The organism is Thalassospira marina, from assembly GCF_002844375.1.
GTDB classification, from domain to species: domain Bacteria; phylum Pseudomonadota; class Alphaproteobacteria; order Rhodospirillales; family Thalassospiraceae; genus Thalassospira; species Thalassospira marina.
The window spans coordinates 1457015-1475330 of sequence record NZ_CP024199.1 but is presented as its reverse complement, the minus strand read 5'-3'; the positions used below and the strand labels follow the sequence as shown (position 1 = coordinate 1475330).

Here is an 18316-nt window from a genome sequence, read left to right as displayed (position 1 = left end):
GCAAAAAATTCCCACATGCTGTTGTGAGACGTCCCCAAACACCAAAAAAATCTGTGCGAAAATCCGCACATTGTGATTTTTCCGTGTGCGGGAATCATAACAAAAATAACAACTTACGCTGCATTGCACCATGAGCCAAAATCCAGCCAAATAGCTGATATGCTTTATGGTTATAGCGCAAACAGCAAACTGGCCCGGAAGTTGCTTATTCAGGGCAGCGCCTGTCACGGCGGGATAGAATGACGCCGATTCAATGGCGCACTATTGGGAAAACGCATTAAGCTTTTAGGGAGAACATATATGCGTCCGGTTACTAAAAAGATTCTGATCGCAAGCGCTGCAATGCTGGCTGGCCTCGGCATGGCTTATAATGCTTCGGCTCAGGAAGTTATCAAATTTGCGCACGTTGTTGCTCCGAACACCCCGAAGGGCAAAGCTGCCGATTACTTCAAAAAGCGTGCAGAAGAAATCCTTGGCGACAAGGTTAAAGTCGAAATCTACCCGAACTCCCAGCTGTTCGATGACGACAAGGTTCTGCCGGCAATTCTGCGTGGCGACGTCCAGTTTGGCGCACCGTCACTTGCCAAATTCGGCAAATGGACCAAAAAGCTCGGCATTTACGACCTTCCGTTCCTGTTCAAAGACATGGATGCCGTTTCCTGCTTCCAGGACAGCGACAACGGCAAAGGCCTGTTTGATTCCATGTCCAGCAAAGGTCTGACCGGTGTTGGTTACTGGCATAATGGCTTAAAACAGCTTTCGGCCAACAAGCCGCTGCGCGAACCGGCAGATGCCAAAGGCCTTAAATTCCGTATTCAAAGCTCGGACGTTCTGGCTGCACAGTTTGAAGCTGTCGGTGCCGTTCCCCAGAAAATGGCTTTCGCTGAAACCTACTCTGCCCTGCAGACCGGTGTTGTCGATGGTCAGGAAAACACCTGGTCGAACATCTATTCCCAGAAGTTCTACGAAGTTCAGGATTACATCACCGAATCCAACCATGGCCTGCTTGACTACATGGTCGTCACCTCGACCAAATGGTGGGAAGGTCTGGATCCGGAAATCCGCGATGGTCTGACCCAGGCCATGCAGGAAGCCACCGAATATGGCAATGGCCTGTCGGCTGAGCTGACCGCTGAACAGCGCAAAGAAGTTCTGGATTCTGGCGAAACCGAACTGGTTGAACTGTCTGATGCACAGTTCAAGGACTGGCAGACTGCAATGAAGCCGGTTTGGAACCAGTTTGCCGACCAGATCGGTCAGGACCTGATCGACGCTGCCGCAGCCTGCAACAAGTAATTCCCTGTAAATCTTTCTGGATAAGGGACCGTTCACGATGATCTCGACGGTCGTTACCCGGCTGGAGGAGGGCTTCATAGCCCTCCTGCTTGCCGCCATGACTACACTTACCTTCGCCAATGTCATTGCCCGGTATGTGTTCAATTCCGGCATTACCTGGGCGCTGGAAATGACCCAGTTCCTGTTTGCCTGGCTGATCCTGTTTGGCATGTCCTACGGGGTCAAGATTGGCAGTCATATTGGTGTTGATGCGCTGGTGAAACTGTTTCCGGCAACCCTGCAGCGCATTATCGGCCTGATCATTGTTGCAGCAGGCCTGCTTTACTGCTTCTGGATTACCAAAGGGGGCTGGGAACTGGTCGCCTTTAACCACATGCTGGAAATGGAAGCCGAAGATTCCCCGCTGATGCTCTGGGTGGTCTATCTGATCATGCCGGTGGGCGGTGCGCTGCTGGCATTCCGTCTTGCACAGGTTGCCTGGCGGATCATTACCGGCAAGCAGACCGGCTTTACCCTGGCTGACGAAGCCCGCGAAGCCATCGACCAGCTTGGCGGTCAGGCCGATGTCAATGACGATGCAAAGGGCGGGTCATCCCGTTCCGCATCCTAAGCGCCAAAGAGGAATCGCTTCCCCATGACCATTGCATTCCTGTTTGTTCTGCTTTTTGCCCTAATGGCGTTTGGTGCCCCCATCGCCCTGTCGCTGGGTGTGTCCTCGCTGGCAACCATCCTGCTTTTTGGCAATGACAGCCTGGCAACCCTGGCAGAAAAACTTTTCAGCGGGATGGAGCATTACACCCTTCTCGCCATTCCCTATTTCATTCTGGCCTCCACCTTCCTGTCGACCGGTGGGGTGGCCCGCCGCCTGATCAACTTTGCCGTCAATTCCGTGGGCTGGTTCCCCGGCGGGCTGGCAATGGCATCGGTTCTGGCCTGTATGCTGTTTGCGGCCGTCTCCGGCTCCTCCCCGGCAACGGTGGTGGCCATTGGCTCCATCGTGATCGGGGGCATGGTCCGTTCGGGCTATCCGCAAAACTTTGCCGCCGGTGTGATCTGTAACGCCGGGACGCTGGGCATTCTTATTCCGCCATCGATCGTGATGGTGGTGTATGCCGCGGCAACCCAGGTGTCGGTTGGCCGCATGTTCCTGGGCGGGGTTATTCCCGGCCTGATGGTGGGCATCATGCTGATGCTGGCGATTTTTGTGGTCGCCAAGGTTAAAAACCTGCCCAAACAGGACCGACCCAGCCTCGGCGAATGGGGCGGCAGCCTGCTTTCCGCATCGGGCGGCCTGTTCCTGGTCATTCTGATCATGGGTGGCATTTATGGTGGGGCCTTCACCCCGACCGAAGCCGCGGCCGTTGCCTCGTTCTATGCCATGCTTGTTGCGGTGTTGTTTTACCGCGACATGGGTCCGATCAAGGACCAGCCCTGGATGCCCGCTGGTGGCAATACCAGCTTTGGCGCGGTTGCCTCACGCAATCTGGGCCTGATGGGCAAGGCGATTGTTCTGTTGCCGTTTGACAAGGACATCCGCCACGTTCTGCTTGAAGCCGGCAAAGTGACCATCATGCTGATGTTCATCATTGCCAATGCCATGCTGTTTGCCCATGTGCTGACGACCGAACGCATCCCGCACACCATCGCCGAAGCCATCATTGGCTGGGGCCTTCCGGCCTGGGGTTTCCTGATTGTCGTCAATATCATCCTGCTGGTTGCCGGTAACTTCATGGAACCGTCCGCCATCCTGATGATCATGGCGCCGATCCTGTTCCCGATTGCGATGAAGCTGGGGATCGATCCGATCCATCTAGGCATCATCATGGTGGTGAATATGGAAATCGGCATGATCACGCCGCCGGTGGGGCTGAACCTGTTTGTCACATCGGGCATAACAGGCATGCCGTTGCTTAAAGTGGTGCGCGCAGCCTTCCCGTGGCTGATGATCCTTCTGGTCTTCCTGATCATCATCACCTATATCCCCGCCATTTCCACATGGCTTCCGACCCTGCTGATGGGCCCGGAAAAGGTGATGAATTACTAGGGTTTCAACCCGCATATCAAATCAAAGGGGCGTTCTGGCAACAGGACGCCCCTTTCTGTTGCCGCTCTATCACGCGGCACACTGCACACGCACGCTGGACACTGCACGCTGGACGCCCCAATCTTTGCAGGACCCCAAAATGCCGCTGGCAAAATGAACCTGGTTAAGGGCAAAGGGCTTTAATTTGTGAAATTGCATGGCAGCCATTCGGGGCTGTATAATCATGGCTGTTTGAATAGCGAGGATTTTTATGGATAATAAACACCATTGAATCGTTTCAAACTATATCAGGCAGGCAAAGCGTCCGTTTCGGGAAAAACCCGACGGACGTAAATCATTTTGGGGATGGCCACCACCACCCGAAATTCAGTCCGCCCGAACACGACCATTAACCGCAAAACGTTATTCACCGTGAAGAGCAACCGGGATCGGACCGCCCCATGAACAGCCCTGCTGTGTCGCTAAATACCAAACGGCTTGCCATTTTGCTGGCCGCCCTGACGGCCATCGCACCCTTTGCGATTGATACCTACCTGCCTGCCATTCCGGCCATGGCAAAGGATTTTGGCGCGCCCATTCACGATGTCGAAGTTTCGATCAGTTGCTTTCTGATCGGCTTTGCCCTTGGCCAGCTTACCGGCGGCCCGATGTCGGATCGTGTCGGCCGTCGCCCCGTCGCCCTGACCGGCCTTGCCATTTACGTTTTTGCCAGCGCCATCATCCTGACGGTGCAAAGCCCGCTTGCGCTCAATATCATGCGCTTTGTCCAGGCGATTGGCGGCGGTTTTGCCCTGGTGATTGTTGGCGCGTCGGTCCGTGACCTGTTTGACGGCAAGGAAGCCGCGCGCATGTTTGCGCTGATCGCGGTCATCATGATGATTGCACCGCTGGTCGCCCCGACGGTGGGGGCTGGCCTGCTGGCCTTTTCAAGCTGGCGGTCGATCTTTGTGTTGCTGGTGATTTATGGCAGCGTGATGCTGGTCATCATCTGGATGAAACTGCCCGAAACCACCAAACTGCGCCCACGTTATGCTGGCCCGGCCCGGCGTGTATGGTGGACCTATCTGGAAGTTTTGCGCACCCGCAATGCGGTTGGCTTCATGCTGGCCCATACCGGCGCAAGTGCGGTGATGTTCAGCTTCCTGACCGATTCCCCCTTTATGTATATCGACTATTTCGGTGTCGATGCCGCGCATTTCCCGTATCTGTTCGGGGCGAATGTGCTGACCATCGTGTTTTGCAACCGCATCAATAACCCGCTGCTAAAACGCATGGAATGCCATCAAATCCTTGCGATTGGCGTTGTGGTGCAGCTGGTGGCGGCGGCCTCACTGTTTGTTGCCTGCAACTTCTTTACCCCGTCGCTTTATGTGGTGGTGCCACTGGTCATGGTTTCGGTGGGCGCCATTGGCCTGACTGCCCCCAATGCGACAGCATCCTTCATGCAGTATTTCCCGCATATTGGCGGCACGGCCACCGCCCTTATGGGCACCATGCAATTTTCCTGCGGTGCACTGGCCGGGGTTTTCCTGGGCTGGCTGCACAGCTTTGAAGATGGTCTGTGGCCGGTAACCACCTGCATGCTGGGCTTTGGCATTTTTGCCAATCTGATGACGCATCTGGTCGCCAAACCCAAACAGGCCACCGAAAACACCGCAATTGCCGCCTGATGGCAGGCAGGGCCACCAAAACGGCCCTGCCCTTTCTTTTTTGTTCCGGCGTCCTGCCTGTCAAAACCGGTAACGGGGTGAACACGCATGCCATTAATGGATTTTGATGCCTGCGGCCAGGTCCTGGCCCGTTATAATCACTGGCAAAATCGCATTGTCTTTGGCCTGTGCGCCCAAATGGACGATGCCGCCCGGCATACGAAACGCGACCTGTTTTTTGGCACCATCCATGCGACCCTTCATCATATCCTGTATGTCGATCAGCGAATTTTAACCCTGCTAGCAGGGAGTAATCCCGGTGCCTATGACCCGGCACAATTGCCCGCGCCCGATTTCGCGACGCTGCGCTGTTTGCGCGAAAAAACCGATGCCGCCATTTTGAAATGCACCGATCCTGACAGCCCCAAAGACTGGCAATGCAAAACATTCCATCAAATCGAACACGATAGGGTCGAGGGCGATAGGGTCGGACGCAATATAATCGCACGCGATATTCCCTTGCAGGTTTATTTTCTGCATATGTTCAATCATCAGACCCACCATCGTTCGCAGGTCACCAGCGCGCTTTACCAATTGGGTCTGGATTACGGTGTGACGGGGATGCCCTTTACACCGGAAATGCCCCAACCGACTTTTGAAAACAGGAACAATCACATGCCATTGATGGATTTTAACGCCTGCGGGCGCGAGCTGGCCCGCTATAATAGCTGGCAAAACCGGGTCCTGTTTGATTTATGCGACCAGATCGGCGATGACGCCCGCCGCGCGGATCGCGGCATGTTTTTTGGCTCCATCCATGCCACGCTTAATCATATTCTTTATATCGATCAACGCATTACCACCCTGCTTAAAGGCGGTAATCCGGGGGCTTTCACGCCGACCATCATCATTGCCGATGATTTTGCCGAACTGCGTAAAATGCGCGAAGAAATGGATGCGTTTCTGGAAACCCTGACCGATCCCGAAAATACTGGCTGGCAGGAAAATATCCGCACCCTTGCCGATGTCACCGGCAAAGTACGCGATGTGCCGCTTCAGGTGCTTTATATGCAAATCTTCAATCACCAAACCCATCACCGGTCGCAAATTACCAGTGAATTGCACAAAATGGGCGTGGATTACGGCATTACCGATGTGCCGTTAACACCAGGCATGCCTTTTTGATCAGCTAAGGCTGCACTATTCCTAGCGTCCCTGGAATACCGGTTTGCGTTTTTCCAGGAACGCGGAATAGCCTTCTTCGAAATCATCGCTGTCAAAGGCCAGATAGGCCTCGTCAAATTCGCGGGAGGAAATGGTGCCACCTTCGGTCAGGCGGTTGATCATTTTTTTGTGCATACGCTGGCTGATCGGCGCACCCCGGGCAATGCGCAGGCTGACATTTTCAATTTCAGTGTCAAAATCGGCAAGCGGCACCACCTGGCTGACCAGCCCGACCTGCAGGGCGCGGCTGGCATCAAACATCTGGCCTTCAAACAGAACTTCCATCAAAGTCGCGCGGCCCAGCACATCGAGCAGAATTTGCAGTTCGGGATAACCCAGTGTCGCGCCCAGTTTCATGGGCGGCATCATGAAGCGCGCATCATCCGCGGCAATGCGAAAATCACAGGCCGCCGCCAGCACCAGGGATGCGCCAACACAAACCCCATCAATCGCCGCAATGACCGGATGCATGCAGGACTGAATGTTTTGCAAAGCCTCGGCATGCAAAAGGCCGTAATCGCGCGCCTTGTTAAACCCGCGCCGTTCGCGCACAAATTCATGAATATCGGCCCCGGCCCCAAAACCGGCCCCGTCGCCGCCCCGAATAACGATGCAGCGCAAATCATCGCGTGCGCCCAAATCGGCAATCATGCGCGAAAGTTCCGCCCACATCGGCTTGGTCAGGGCATTTTTACGCTCTGGCTGGCGGATGGTGACAGTGGCAATACCCCCGGCAATATCGGCGATCAGTCCGGCATCAGTCATCATGGGATTGCCCTCTTTCGCAATGGGATCAAGACCTTCATCGATAACGCGAATTGCCGCTTTTGCCAATCCGCGACTGGCGGGTTGATACAATAAATTACAATTATAGCCTGTGATTCGCTGCCTTTTGCGCCCATTCATGTGCAAAACACCACGCCAGAACATCATTGCCCCGCCGCCAAAGGCAAAACCGCGCGCAGGACAAACCAACAAATCGGCAATCCTGACCAGTTGGATGGCGGCTTTTCTTTGCGCTTTGAGCCAGAAAACGCTAAGACGGGCGCGTCATCCGAGCCAGAGGAACCGCAGCCATGTCAGATCAGCCCAAAACCGCATCGCATTGTTCATATGCCGCCAAAACTGTCGCCCGTATCCTGCTGGATATCGGTGCGGTCAATTTTCGCCCAGAAGAAGCCTATATCCTGACATCGGGCTGGGCCAGCCCCACCTATATCGATTGCCGCAAGCTGATTTCGTTCCCGCGTGCGCGCCGCAAAGTCATCGAACTGGCCGCCCGCCAGATTTCGGACAATGCTGGCTATGAACGTTTTGACGCTGTTGCCGGTGGCGAAACCGCAGGCATCCCCTATTCCGCATGGCTGGCCGATGCACTGGACCTGCCGATGCAGTATGTGCGCAAAAAACCCAAGGGTTTTGGCCGCAAAGCCCGCATTGAAGGCGACATTCACGAAAACCAGCGTGTCCTGCTGGTCGAAGACCTGGCAACCGATGGTGCATCGAAGGTCAATTTCGTCAATGCCATCCGCGAAGCTGGCGCCGAATGCAAACATGCCTTTGTCGTGTTTTTCTATGGCGTGTTCCCCAATGCGCTGGAAGAATTGAAAAAGGACGATATCGAACTGCATTACCTGTGCACCTGGCACGATGTGCTGGCCGTTGCCGAAGAAGGCGAATATTTCAGCCCCGAAGCCATTGCCGGTGTGCGCGATTTTCTGGCCGATCCGATTGGCTGGTCAAAAGCCCATGGTGGCAAGCACGACTAAGCCCGCCAGGCACAGAACATTTTTTAAAAAGGTCGTCCCGCGCGGGCGGCCTTTTTTCATGGCTGCATCCGGGCGTTGCACCGCGGCGCAAATTCAATCACATTGAAAGACAATGAAAATCCTGCGGGTCCGCCCGCCAGACGGAGGCATGAATGCGCAAGTTTTTCGGGATAATGCTGCTGGTAGGGGCGATGCTGGCATCATCAACCGGCATCACCAGGGCTGCTGAAACCTTTAAAATCGGTATAAGCGGCTATCCCGAAACGTTACATCCCGCCTTTTCGTCCTCGGCTGTGCAATCCTATATCCTGGGCTTCGTGCGCCGGCCGATCATGGTTTATAACCATGACTGGAAAGTCGCCTGCCTGATGTGCGAAACCGTGCCATCCTTTGAAAACGGGCTGGCAAAACGGGTGCCGTTAAAGGACGGCAAAGAAGGCGTGCAGCTTAGCCTGAGCATCCCTGCCGATGCCAAATGGGGCGATGGCACTGCCCTGACGACCAAAGACGTCGCCTTTAGCATCGAAGTTGGCCAGAACGAAAATGTTGCCGTCGCCAACAAGGAAGTTTTCAACCGCATTGTTGATTTCAACATTGTCGATGATCAGCATTTCACCGTTACGCTGGATCGCATCGATTACACCTATAATGCCTTTATGGGTGTTGAAATCCTGCCTTCCCATCTTGAAAAAGCGATCTATGACGAAGACCCGGCGACCTACCAGAAACGCAGCCTTTATGTCACGGCACCCGATACACCGGGCCTGTGGTTTGGCCCCTATCTGGTCAAAAAGGTGATCACGGCCAGTGCCGTCATGCTGGAAGCCAACCCGTACTGGTGGGGCAAAAAGCCGCAAATCCAGTCCATCCAGTTGCGCAATTTTGAAAATACCGCCGCCCTTGAAGCATCGCTTCGCGCAGGCGAGATTGATTATACCCCCGGCGAAATCGGCCTGTCACTGGACAAGGTTATTACCTTTGAAAAGCGTTTCGGCGACAAATACGACTTCCTTTATAAAAAGGGCCTGTCCTTTTATCATCTGGATGTGAACAGCGCCTTTGCCCCGCTGGGCGACAAACGTGTGCGCCAGGCCCTACTTTATGCCATTGACCGCGATGAAATCAGCCAGAAACTGTTTGATGGCAAAAACGCCCCGACACTGGATTTCATCCATCCAGACGACCCGGTTTTTACCGATGATGTCCCGCATTACCAGTTTGACCCGCAAAAGGCCGATGCCCTGTTAAATGAGGCGGGCTGGACGCGCACCGGCAATGCCATGCGCAAAAACGCCCAGGGTGAAACCCTGCATTTCACCCTTTATGGTGCGACTGAAAGCAGCACCGGCCAATTGATCCAGCAGGTGTTGCAAAACCGCTGGAAACAGGCAGGCATTGATGTGGATATTTTAAACCAGCCTGCACGCGTGCTGTTTGGCGAAACCCTGCCCCAGCGCAAATTTGACGGACTGGCAATGTTTGGCTGGATATCGGCCCCGGAACATTTGCCGCTGACCATTTTGAAATCCGACCAGATCCCGACCGCCGAAAACCATTTTGAAGGCCAGAATTATACCGGCTACAACAACCCGAAGGTTGACGCCCTGATCGACCAGATCGAGCTGGAGCTTGATTTCGACAAGCGTGTGCCGCTGTGGCATGAATTGCAGAAAATCTATGCGACCGACCTTCCCGCCCTGCCGCTGTATCATGGTGAAAACGGTTTCATTTTCCCCAAATGGCTGAAGGGTATTCGCCCCACGGGGCATATGTATCCAAGCTCGCTTTGGGCGGAAGAATGGTATCGGACGGATCAATAACCCACCATGCGGCGCTTTATCCTTACCCGGCTTTGGCAGACCATACTGGTCATGGTGCTGGTGTCATTCGGGGCCTATCTTTTGATTGGCCTGATGCCCGGCGACCCGATTGACCTTATGATCACGGCCAACCCTGCCATCACATCGGCCGATATTGCACGCCTTAAGGGCCTTTATGGCCTTGATCAGCCGCTTGTCCTGCGCTGGTTTCACTGGTTATCGGCGGCCCTTGGCGGTGATTTTGGCTATTCGCGCCTGTTTAGCCAGCCTGTCACCGCCCTTATTGGCCCGGCACTGCTAAACAGCCTGAAACTGATGCTGGCAAGCTGGGCGCTGTCACTTGCCATTGCGCTGCCTGCCGGAATATATGCGGCCCTTAAACCCCATTCCCTGCGCGATTACGGCATTAACCTGGCGGCCTTTGCCGGTGTTTCGATCCCGCCTTTCTGGCTGGGGTTAATGGCCATTCTGGTATTTGCGGTTTCCCTGCACTGGCTGCCTGCGGGTGGCACCGGCCAGCTTGACGATGCCAGCGGCTGGCAGGGCCTGCGATACCTGATATTGCCCGTCGCAACCCTGACCATCGCCAGTGTCGGGTCGCATATCCGGTTTGTGCGCGGTTCCATGATCGAGGTCATGCGCCAGGATTTTATCCGCACCGCACGGGCCAAGGGCCTGTCGGAAACCGGGGTTGTTACCCGCCATGCGCTGCGCAATGGCATGATGCCGGTTGTGACCCTGCTGGGTCTTGAATTTGGCAGCCTGTTTTCGGGCGCGCTGATTACCGAAACCCTGTTTTCATGGCCCGGTATGGGGCGGCTTATCTACAATGCCGTTATCGGGTCGGATTATAACCTCGCCATGGCGGGGTTGATGCTGGCAACACTGGTTACACTGGTTGGCAATCTTCTGGCTGATATCGGTTACAAGCTGCTGGACCCACGGGTGAAGCTGTCATGACAGATCACACACCGCAAATCACCCCACCCGCACAGGGGGCTGCCGCCCAAAAGACGTCATCCAGCCCGTGGCGGTTAGCGGCACGCCGGTTTTCGCGCCACAAGCTGGCGTGGATCAGCTTGGTTATTTTGCTGTTATTTGCCATTGCATCGGCCTGTGCGCCCCTGGTGGCGCATTTACTGGGAACAGATGCCCAGGCGGTTGACCTGTTTTCACGCTATGCCCCGCCCAGCGCCGAACACCCGTTAGGCACAGATGAACTGGGCCGGGACACGTTGTTGCGCCTGCTTTATGGCGGGCAGGTTTCGTTGATGGTGGGGGTCAGTTCTGCTTTATGTGCTGCCATAATCGGCACCTTTATTGGCATCATTGCCGGGTTTCGCGGCGGGTGGCTGGATGGTTTTCTGATGCGCTTTACCGATGGCATCATTTCATTGCCATTGCTGCCGCTGTTAATTGTGCTTGCCGCGATTGACCCCGGCAAGCTGGGCATTCCGCGCGAAATCATCAATGGCGAAAGCTTCAGCCTGTATCGCATTATTCTGATTATTGCGCTGTTTGGCTGGACGACGGTTGCCCGCCTTGTGCGCGCAGCCACCCTTGCCCTGCGTGAACGCGAATTTGTGATGTCCGCCCGCGCCCTGGGTGCCGGGCCGGGCCGGATCATCTGGCGGCACATCCTGCCCAATGTTGTCACACCCATTATCATTGCCACCACCCTGGCGGTTGGCAATGTCATCCTGATGGAAAGCGTGCTGAGCTTTTTGGGTCTTGGCATTCAACCGCCTGTGCCAAGCTGGGGCAATATGCTGACCCATGCGCAGGAATTTATCTGGGATGCGCCGTTGCTGGCACTGTGGCCGGGATTGCTGATTTTCGTAACCGTGATTGCCGTAAACTTCCTGGGGGATGGCCTGCAGGATGCGCTGGACCCGCGTGCGGATAGCGATATTGCCCCTGCAACTGGACAGAACGACACACAAACGGCACAATAGGTTTGGAATAATCAATATAAACAACGTCATGGCGGCGATACCCCGATAAGGGGCGATGCAACCGGTGGGCAAAGGAGCCTTGCATGACATATCGTGGCATTCTGCGCTGTACTGTTCCGCTAGCGGCCATGCTGGCTTTGCTGGCCTGCGCGCCCACCTATCAGCAACAGGCACCCGCACCTGCCCCCGCCAACACCACCATGACAGGCATTGTCACACCCTGGGGGCCAACCCTGCCCAACAGCCAGGTTCCCACATCGGCCCCGGTGCAATCGCCTGTCCCGGCGCAATCCCACATTGCCGACAGCCAAAATAATCAGGCGCCGTTTGTTCATCAGGGCCAGCCCATACAGCCTGCCCCGACCCATAATAGTGCAATGATGGCGGCGACTCCTGTGCCAGCTGCGGCCAATGCCATGCCGGGCATGATGCTGTCGCCAGCGCAGAAAACCGAACTGGACGAAGCCCGCATCGCCCTTGGCATTCTTGATCGCATGGCAAATCGCTGCCTGACCGAGGCGGATGCCGCATCCTGCACCACCTTGCAGGTCAACTGGCCCAACCTGTCGCGCCAGTTGCGACAAAGCCTTGGTGTTATTTCCGGCGAGGATTTTAGCGACCCGATTGTCCCGCAGGGGAATTACGAGATGCCCGCCAGCAGCAGCCAGATGGGTAATGTTCCGCGTCGCCCTGCGGCAGGAGCACCAGATATGGCCCCGTCGATGGAAAAAGAAATTCCGATGATGCCAATGGGCAACTAAGCCATTTTCCCTGATGCACGCGATATAAAACTACGCATCCAGCAACATGCCGCGCAATACCGGGAAATATAGCTTCATCTGGCTGAAAAAGACCGGCGAACCGGCCCATCAAAACGCGAAATCCGCTGCCCCGAAATGCCTGCATACGACCCACGCGTGCAGGGCATGGGAAATTAAATGCGATTTTGAGATAGAACAAAGTGAACATCAAACAACTGGTTTAACCTGCCTTCATCATTATCGCCCGGTCGTTCAAACCAGAACGCGGGCAGCGGAAGAAGGAGCTTCTGGCAGATGTTTCGCGATATGCTTGTCCACATCGACAATACCAAACCCTGCACCGAACGGCTTTCGGTTGCCCTGACGGTTGCAAAGGCACACAAGGCCCATCTGACGGGTGTGTATGTTCTGCCGCGCGCGGAAATCCCGCGTTTTATGGAAGTCCAGATTTCCGCCGACATCATGGAAGCCCAGCGCCGCACCATCCGTGAAGGTGCCGCCGAAGCAAAAGTCGCCTTTACCGAAGCCTGCGAAAAAGCGGGCGTGCCGTTTAGCTGGCAGGAAGTAAACTGCCTTGCCACCGAAATTGCCGACACCGTTGCCATGTATGCCCGCCATCATGACCTGACGGTTCTGGGCCAGTATGACCCGGAAAGTTCCGATCCGTCATCGACCTCGGAAATGCCGGACAAAGTTATTCTGACGGCGGGTGCGCCCGTTCTGGTTGTGCCGCGTTATGGCAAATATGAAACCGTTGGCACCCGCGTCATGGTGGCATGGAAACCCTACCGTGAAGCCGTTCGCGCGGTAAATGACGGCATGTCTTTCCTTGAGAATGCCAAATCGGCACTGGTTCTGTGCGCCGACCCGAACAAAGCCGCCCGCGATTCCATCCCGGTTCCCGGTGTTGACATTGCCGACCGCCTGGCACGCCACGGCGTGAATGTGCGCAAGGAAACCATGAATGCCGAAGGCATCAGTGTTGGCGACCTTTTGCTGTCGCGTGCTGCGGATGAAAGCATCGACCTTATGCTTTGCGGTGCCTATGGCCGCCCGCGCCTGCGCGAATTGATGCTTGGTGGTGTTACCCAGCACCTTCTCAAACATATGACGGTGCCGGTCCTGTTCTCGCACTGATTGCTTTGATCGACCTTCGCAAAACGGCCAGTCATCTGATTGGCCGTTTTGTTTTGCCGGTTCACCCGTGCAGCCCGCACCGGGTGCGCGACACCGGGACAGCCCTGTTCAGCCCCGTTTACACGAACCCGCAAGAAATGATTTCCCCCTTTGCATCAAGTCGATAAAGTCTGCGCAACACACAGATTTATCGCTTCATGAGGTTTGCCATGACCACATCTGATTCCGGCACGTTAAACGCAGGCCTGGGCAATTCGGCCGCCAGCCGCGACGTTGCCAGCGTTTTGCATCCCTATACCAATTTCACCGCACATGAAAAAACCGGCCCGCTGGTAATTACCAAAGGCAACGGCATTTATGTCAGCGATGATAATGGCAACAGCTATATCGAGGGGATGGCGGGTTTATGGTGTGCATCACTGGGATTTAGCGAAAAACGCCTGGTTGCAGCGGCCACAAAGCAGTTGGAAACCCTGCCATTTTACCACAATTTCGCATCACGCAGCACCGACCCCACCATTGATCTGGCGGCAAAACTTCTGGAAATGGCACCGGTGCCGATGTCGAAAATCTTTTTCGCCAATTCGGGGTCCGAAGCCACCGACAGCGCGATCAAGATGGTGTGGTATTATCACAACGCCATTGGCCGCCCGGAAAAGAAGAAAATCATTTCGCGCAAACGCGGCTATCACGGTGTCACCGTCGCATCGGCATCGCTAACGGGGCTTCCGGGCAATCACAAGCTGTTTGATTTGCCGATTGACCGTATTTTGCATACCGAAACCCCGCATTTCTGGCGCGAAGCCCAGCCCTATGAAACCGAGGAAGACTTTGCCACCCGCCTTGCCGAATCCCTTGAAGATCTGATCCAGGCAGAAGGCCCGGAAACCGTGGCGGCCTTCATTGCCGAACCGATCATGGGGGCTGGTGGTGTGGTTGTGCCGCCGCGCACCTATTTTGAAAAAATCCAGGAAGTTCTGGCGCGTTACGACATCCTGTTCATTGCCGATGAAGTGATTTGTGGCTTTGGACGTACCGGTCGCCTGTTTGCCACTGAAACCTACCGCTTGAAGCCCGATATGATCACGGTGGCAAAGCAGCTTTCATCGGCCTATCAGCCGATTTCGGCCCTTTTCATCAATGAAAAGATTTATGCTGCCCTGAAAAAAGGGGCCGATGAAGTGGGCGTGTTTGGCCATGGCTTTACCTATTCCGGCCACCCGGTGGCTGCTGCCGTTGCCCTTGAAACCCTTAAAATTTACGAAGAAGACGGCATTGTTGACCATGTTCGCGAGGTGATGGGCCATTTTCAGAAACGCCTGCGCGACCTTAACAAATTTGACAATGTTGGCGAAACCCGTGGTCGCGGCCTGATTGGCGCGTTTGAACTGGTTGCCGATAAATGCGCCAAAACGCCCTTTACCCCCACCGGCTGGGCTGGCAAGGCCGTTGCCGAACTGTGCCTGAAGGAAGGGGTGATTTTGCGCGCAATGGGCGATAGCGTTGCCTTGTGCCCGCCGCTGATTATTACCGACGAGCAGATCGACGACATGTTCGACAAAATCGAGGTCGCCCTGGGCAAATGGCAGCAGGCGATCTAAGCCCTTTGATCTGACAGTTCGATTTTCTGACAGTTGGATATCCCGACAGGGCCTGGCGGTTTGCCGGGCCCTGTTGCGTTTGGCGGCATAACTGCACTGTTTTTTGCGCATGGCGGGAATTGTGCCGGGGTAAAATTGCGACTCTGGCTTGGCATCACAGGCGGGTTTTGCCCGCCAAGCCCCTTTAAACGCATTAAAAACTGTACCAGCAGATATTTGATTTTCATCACATATCCGTGTTTGGCCCGTCCCGGTAAGGCACGTTTTGCGCCATTTCACGATCCGTTCCCGGCAGATCTGGCGAAATTGCGGCAGTTAGGCTTGCCAAACAGGGCTATTACCGCCAAATTGTCCGGCAGGGGCGAGATCGACACACAACAGGATGGAACGCCTTTCTGCCAGCATGTTTCGTGGTGAGACTGGAATCGCTTAAAAAATTTGATGAGGGTCAATGCGCCCGTACCCGAAAAGGACGATAAGCGCATCACACCCCCGGACAGGACGCGCCCGGAAATGCTGTTCCCGCCAGTTAAACGACCAGCGGGAAAGAATAAGGACCTTCGCGGGATGTACCGCACACAGACCGTGAAGCGACAGGCGAAAGATGCAAAGATGAATTATAACAATTTCTTCAAAGACGCGCTTGGTGGCCTTAAGGCTGAAGGCCGTTATCGTGTGTTCGCCAATCTTGAACGCATCGTCGGGGAATTCCCGCGCGCCTGGTTGCATACCGGCAATGGCGAAGAACCGCGCAAAATTACCGTGTGGTGCTCGAACGACTATCTGGGCATGGGCCAGCATCCCAAGGTGCTTGATGCCATGCAGGCCGAAATCACCGGCCAGGGTGGCGGTGCCGGTGGCACGCGCAATATTTCCGGTTCCAACCACGTTCATGTCGCACTTGAGGAAGAACTTGCCAGCCTGCATGGCAAGGAAGCAGCCCTGCTGATGACCTCGGGCTATGTTGCCAACTGGACCACGCTTTCTACCCTTGGCTCCAAACTGCCTGATTGCGTTATTATTTCCGATGCGTTCAACCACAATTCCATGATCGAAGGCATGCGCCATTCCAAGGCCGAACGCCGCATCTGGAAACATAATGATCTGGAACATCTTGAACAGATTTTGGCTGACCTTGGCCCGAACCGCGCCAAGATTGTCGCCTTTGAATCGGTTTATTCGATGGATGGCGATATTGCCCCGATCGGCAAGATCCTTGATCTGTGCGAAAAATATAACGCCCTTTCCTATCTGGACGAAGTCCATGCTGTGGGCATGTATGGCCCGCATGGCGGCGGTGTTGCCGAACGCGACGGCGTTATGGACCGCGTTGACATTGTTCAGGGCACCCTTGCCAAGGCATTTGGTGTGATTGGCGGCTATATTGCCGGTAAATCCGAAATCGTCGATTTTGTTCGCAGCTTTGGTAACGGCTTTATCTTTACCAGTTCCCATCCGCCCAGCATTGCGGCCGGTGCCCTTGCCAGCATTCGCCACCTTAAAGAAAGCAATGTTGAACGCGAAGCCCAGAAGGAACGCGCCGAAACCCTGCGTCAGCGCATGCGCGATGCCGGCCTGCCGGTGATGGATGCCCCCAGCCATATTGTCCCGCTGATGGTGGGGGATGCGGCGATGTGCAAGGAAGCCAGCGACCGCCTGCTTTATGATCACGACATTTATGTGCAGCCGATCAATTACCCGACCGTACCGCGCGGCACCGAACGCCTGCGCTTTACCCCCGGTCCGCTGCATAATGATGAATTGATCGACCATCTGATCAATTCCCTGCTGACCGTCTGGAGCCAGCTTGGCATTCAGAAAGCAGCCTGATCACCTGATCACGGATTTAACCGTTAATGCCAAAAGGCCGTTCTGCATGGAACGGCCTTTTGTCTTTTTTCAATCCCGCCAATTGCAGCGGGCCTTTCGCACCAGTCGCCCAAACGCCCGTTACGGTAACGCGCGATTCTCGTGACGGTTTTCGACGGCATCGGCACTGGCATCCAGCCCGGCGCGTTTGCGAAACTCTGCCCGGTCCTGCCGGGGGGCGGTGCCATATGTTTTGCGATATTCACGGGTAAATTGCGACGGGCTGTCATAGCCCATGGCAAAGGCAATGGTGCTGATATCCTCGCCCTCGGTCATCAGGCGGCGGCGGGCCTCCTGCAGGCGTAAATGCGTGCGATATTGCAGCGGCGTAAAGGATGTGATCGCGCGGAAATAGCGGTGAAATGTTGTGCGCCCCATCCCGGCCAGCCGGGCGAGTTCCTCGATCTGGACGGGTTCGGCATAATGTTCACGCAGCCAGCCGGTTGCCAGGCCCACCCGGGTTAGATAACTGCCCTGCATGGCGATCTGGCATAAAAGCGGCCCCTGTGCGCCGCGCAGCAGGCGGTAATAAAGCTCGCGCAGGGCAAGTGGCGCCATAAAGCCGATATCTTCGGGCTTTGATAACAGCGAAACCAGCCGGACCAATGGCTCCAGGATGTTTTCATCAAGCGGGGTGCGGGCAAGGCCGGGTTTTTGCTGGGTTTCGCCCAGGGGTTTGGAATAGGCCATTTCCATAAAGACGGCGGCCAAAAGCGAACGGTCAAATTCCAGGCTTAGCGCGTAATGCGGGCTGTCATCACTGGCATCGGTAATGGCGGCGGTGACGGGCAAATCCACCATAACCGCCAGGCAGTTTTGCGCATCAACGCGATAATCACGGCCATCAAGGCCAATGTTTTTTGCACCCTGCACCACCACGCACAGGCGCGGGTTATAAACGGTTTGCACCGGCATGGCCGGTTTGCGCGCACAATACAGGGTCAACCCGTCAATCAGGGTCGGGCGTTTCGCCTGCTGGCAATGGCGTGCAATCAGGTCAGCCAGGTTTTGGCGCAACCGGTCTTCGTTCATTTTATCCTCCACCGCGCAGGCGGCACATTTCCTGCCGTCAAGCTTGCGGCACCTTATCGCGTTTGCACCCTGGGCACACAACCACACCGCATCACTTCGGTACGATTGTGCAAGAAACAGGCCGGGCAGCCATAACGCCGCCCGCCTGCTTCGTGACAT

The 18316-nt window shown here is 55.5% G+C and carries 15 protein-coding genes; 13 read left to right on the top strand and 2 right to left on the bottom strand.

Going from position 1 to position 18316, the window contains the following annotated elements; genetic code table 11:
* Nucleotides 1-300: 300 nt before the first annotated feature.
* The 5 genes from CSC3H3_RS06650 (at nucleotide 301) to CSC3H3_RS06630 (ending at nucleotide 6174) form a co-directional block, all read left to right on the top strand.
* Nucleotides 301-1296: a TRAP transporter substrate-binding protein gene (locus CSC3H3_RS06650; protein WP_101284348.1), complete on the top strand. Its 996-nt coding sequence runs from the start codon at nucleotides 301-303 to the stop codon at nucleotides 1294-1296.
* Between the two features lie 37 nt (nucleotides 1297-1333).
* Nucleotides 1334-1906, top strand: coding sequence for a TRAP transporter small permease (locus CSC3H3_RS06645; RefSeq protein WP_101271806.1), 573 nt, complete (start codon nucleotides 1334-1336; stop codon nucleotides 1904-1906).
* Between the two features lie 24 nt (nucleotides 1907-1930).
* Complete coding sequence (locus CSC3H3_RS06640; RefSeq protein WP_101284347.1) at nucleotides 1931-3340, top strand: TRAP transporter large permease; 1410 nt, start codon at nucleotides 1931-1933, stop codon at nucleotides 3338-3340.
* A 440-nt stretch (nucleotides 3341-3780) separates the two neighbouring features.
* Nucleotides 3781-5010: a multidrug effflux MFS transporter gene (locus tag CSC3H3_RS06635; RefSeq protein WP_101269594.1), complete on the top strand. Its 1230-nt coding sequence runs from the start codon at nucleotides 3781-3783 to the stop codon at nucleotides 5008-5010.
* Nucleotides 5011-5097: 87 nt separating this feature from the next.
* Nucleotides 5098-6174, top strand: coding sequence for a DinB family protein (locus CSC3H3_RS06630; protein ID WP_101284346.1), 1077 nt, complete (start codon nucleotides 5098-5100; stop codon nucleotides 6172-6174).
* 21 nt (nucleotides 6175-6195) lie between these two features.
* Here CSC3H3_RS06630 and CSC3H3_RS06625 read toward each other — a convergent pair whose 3' ends face one another.
* Nucleotides 6196-6981 (bottom strand): enoyl-CoA hydratase/isomerase family protein, encoded by a 786-nt coding sequence (locus CSC3H3_RS06625; protein ID WP_101269643.1) that lies wholly within the window; start codon nucleotides 6979-6981, stop codon nucleotides 6196-6198.
* Nucleotides 6982-7289: 308 nt separating this feature from the next.
* Here CSC3H3_RS06625 and CSC3H3_RS06620 point away from each other — a divergent pair, with 308 nt between their 5' ends.
* From CSC3H3_RS06620 to hemA, 8 genes are all read left to right on the top strand, one after another.
* Nucleotides 7290-7982, top strand: a complete 693-nt coding sequence (locus CSC3H3_RS06620) for an orotate phosphoribosyltransferase (RefSeq protein ID WP_101269590.1) — start codon at nucleotides 7290-7292, stop codon at nucleotides 7980-7982.
* Between the two features lie 152 nt (nucleotides 7983-8134).
* Nucleotides 8135-9802, top strand: a complete 1668-nt coding sequence (locus CSC3H3_RS06615) for a peptide ABC transporter substrate-binding protein (protein ID WP_101284345.1) — start codon at nucleotides 8135-8137, stop codon at nucleotides 9800-9802.
* A gap of 6 nt (nucleotides 9803-9808) precedes the next feature.
* A complete protein-coding gene (locus tag CSC3H3_RS06610; protein WP_101269587.1) occupies nucleotides 9809-10762 on the top strand; it encodes an ABC transporter permease in 954 nt (317 codons plus the stop codon).
* The gene (locus tag CSC3H3_RS06605) at nucleotides 10759-11757 is read left to right on the top strand and encodes an ABC transporter permease (RefSeq protein WP_101284344.1); all 999 of its coding nucleotides are present in this window, start codon (nucleotides 10759-10761) and stop codon (nucleotides 11755-11757) included. Before CSC3H3_RS06610 ends, CSC3H3_RS06605 begins: the two co-directional genes overlap by 4 nt.
* 83 nt (nucleotides 11758-11840) lie before the next feature.
* Nucleotides 11841-12518, top strand: a complete 678-nt coding sequence (locus tag CSC3H3_RS06600; RefSeq protein ID WP_101284343.1) for a hypothetical protein — start codon at nucleotides 11841-11843, stop codon at nucleotides 12516-12518.
* Between the two features lie 294 nt (nucleotides 12519-12812).
* Nucleotides 12813-13655 carry a universal stress protein gene (locus tag CSC3H3_RS06595; protein WP_101269582.1) on the top strand — a complete coding sequence of 281 codons (843 nt, stop codon included), beginning with the start codon at nucleotides 12813-12815 and terminating at the stop codon, nucleotides 13653-13655.
* Between the two features lie 209 nt (nucleotides 13656-13864).
* Nucleotides 13865-15256, top strand: a complete 1392-nt coding sequence (locus tag CSC3H3_RS06590) for an aspartate aminotransferase family protein (RefSeq protein ID WP_101286135.1) — start codon at nucleotides 13865-13867, stop codon at nucleotides 15254-15256.
* Between the two features lie 612 nt (nucleotides 15257-15868).
* On the top strand, nucleotides 15869-17086 hold the full coding sequence (gene hemA, locus CSC3H3_RS06580; RefSeq protein WP_101269641.1) for a 5-aminolevulinate synthase: 1218 nt from the start codon (nucleotides 15869-15871) through the stop codon (nucleotides 17084-17086).
* Nucleotides 17087-17206: 120 nt separating this feature from the next.
* On the opposite strand, the gene CSC3H3_RS06575 is transcribed toward hemA, so the two are convergent.
* Nucleotides 17207-18157: an AraC family transcriptional regulator gene (locus tag CSC3H3_RS06575; RefSeq protein ID WP_172963399.1), complete on the bottom strand. Its 951-nt coding sequence runs from the start codon at nucleotides 18155-18157 to the stop codon at nucleotides 17207-17209.
* Nucleotides 18158-18316 lie beyond the last annotated feature (159 nt).

Excerpts from the sequence above, each read along its gene's own strand:
- CSC3H3_RS06605 (WP_101284344.1), top strand. The coding sequence starts at position 10,759 with ATGACAGATCACACACCGCAAATCACCCCACCCGCACAGGGGGCTGCC.
- CSC3H3_RS06575 (WP_172963399.1), bottom strand. The coding sequence starts at position 18,157 with ATGAACGAAGACCGGTTGCGCCAAAACCTGGCTGACCTGATTGCACGC.
- CSC3H3_RS06590 (WP_101286135.1), top strand. The coding sequence starts at position 13,865 with ATGACCACATCTGATTCCGGCACGTTAAACGCAGGCCTGGGCAATTCG.
- CSC3H3_RS06630 (WP_101284346.1), top strand. The coding sequence starts at position 5,098 with ATGCCATTAATGGATTTTGATGCCTGCGGCCAGGTCCTGGCCCGTTAT.
- CSC3H3_RS06600 (WP_101284343.1), top strand. The coding sequence starts at position 11,841 with ATGACATATCGTGGCATTCTGCGCTGTACTGTTCCGCTAGCGGCCATG.
- CSC3H3_RS06645 (WP_101271806.1), top strand. The coding sequence starts at position 1,334 with ATGATCTCGACGGTCGTTACCCGGCTGGAGGAGGGCTTCATAGCCCTC.
- hemA (WP_101269641.1), top strand. The coding sequence starts at position 15,869 with ATGAATTATAACAATTTCTTCAAAGACGCGCTTGGTGGCCTTAAGGCT.
- CSC3H3_RS06620 (WP_101269590.1), top strand. The coding sequence starts at position 7,290 with ATGTCAGATCAGCCCAAAACCGCATCGCATTGTTCATATGCCGCCAAA.
- CSC3H3_RS06640 (WP_101284347.1), top strand. The coding sequence starts at position 1,931 with ATGACCATTGCATTCCTGTTTGTTCTGCTTTTTGCCCTAATGGCGTTT.
- CSC3H3_RS06595 (WP_101269582.1), top strand. The coding sequence starts at position 12,813 with ATGTTTCGCGATATGCTTGTCCACATCGACAATACCAAACCCTGCACC.
- CSC3H3_RS06610 (WP_101269587.1), top strand. The coding sequence starts at position 9,809 with ATGCGGCGCTTTATCCTTACCCGGCTTTGGCAGACCATACTGGTCATG.
- CSC3H3_RS06650 (WP_101284348.1), top strand. The coding sequence starts at position 301 with ATGCGTCCGGTTACTAAAAAGATTCTGATCGCAAGCGCTGCAATGCTG.
- CSC3H3_RS06635 (WP_101269594.1), top strand. The coding sequence starts at position 3,781 with ATGAACAGCCCTGCTGTGTCGCTAAATACCAAACGGCTTGCCATTTTG.
- CSC3H3_RS06625 (WP_101269643.1), bottom strand. The coding sequence starts at position 6,981 with ATGATGACTGATGCCGGACTGATCGCCGATATTGCCGGGGGTATTGCC.
- CSC3H3_RS06615 (WP_101284345.1), top strand. The coding sequence starts at position 8,135 with ATGCGCAAGTTTTTCGGGATAATGCTGCTGGTAGGGGCGATGCTGGCA.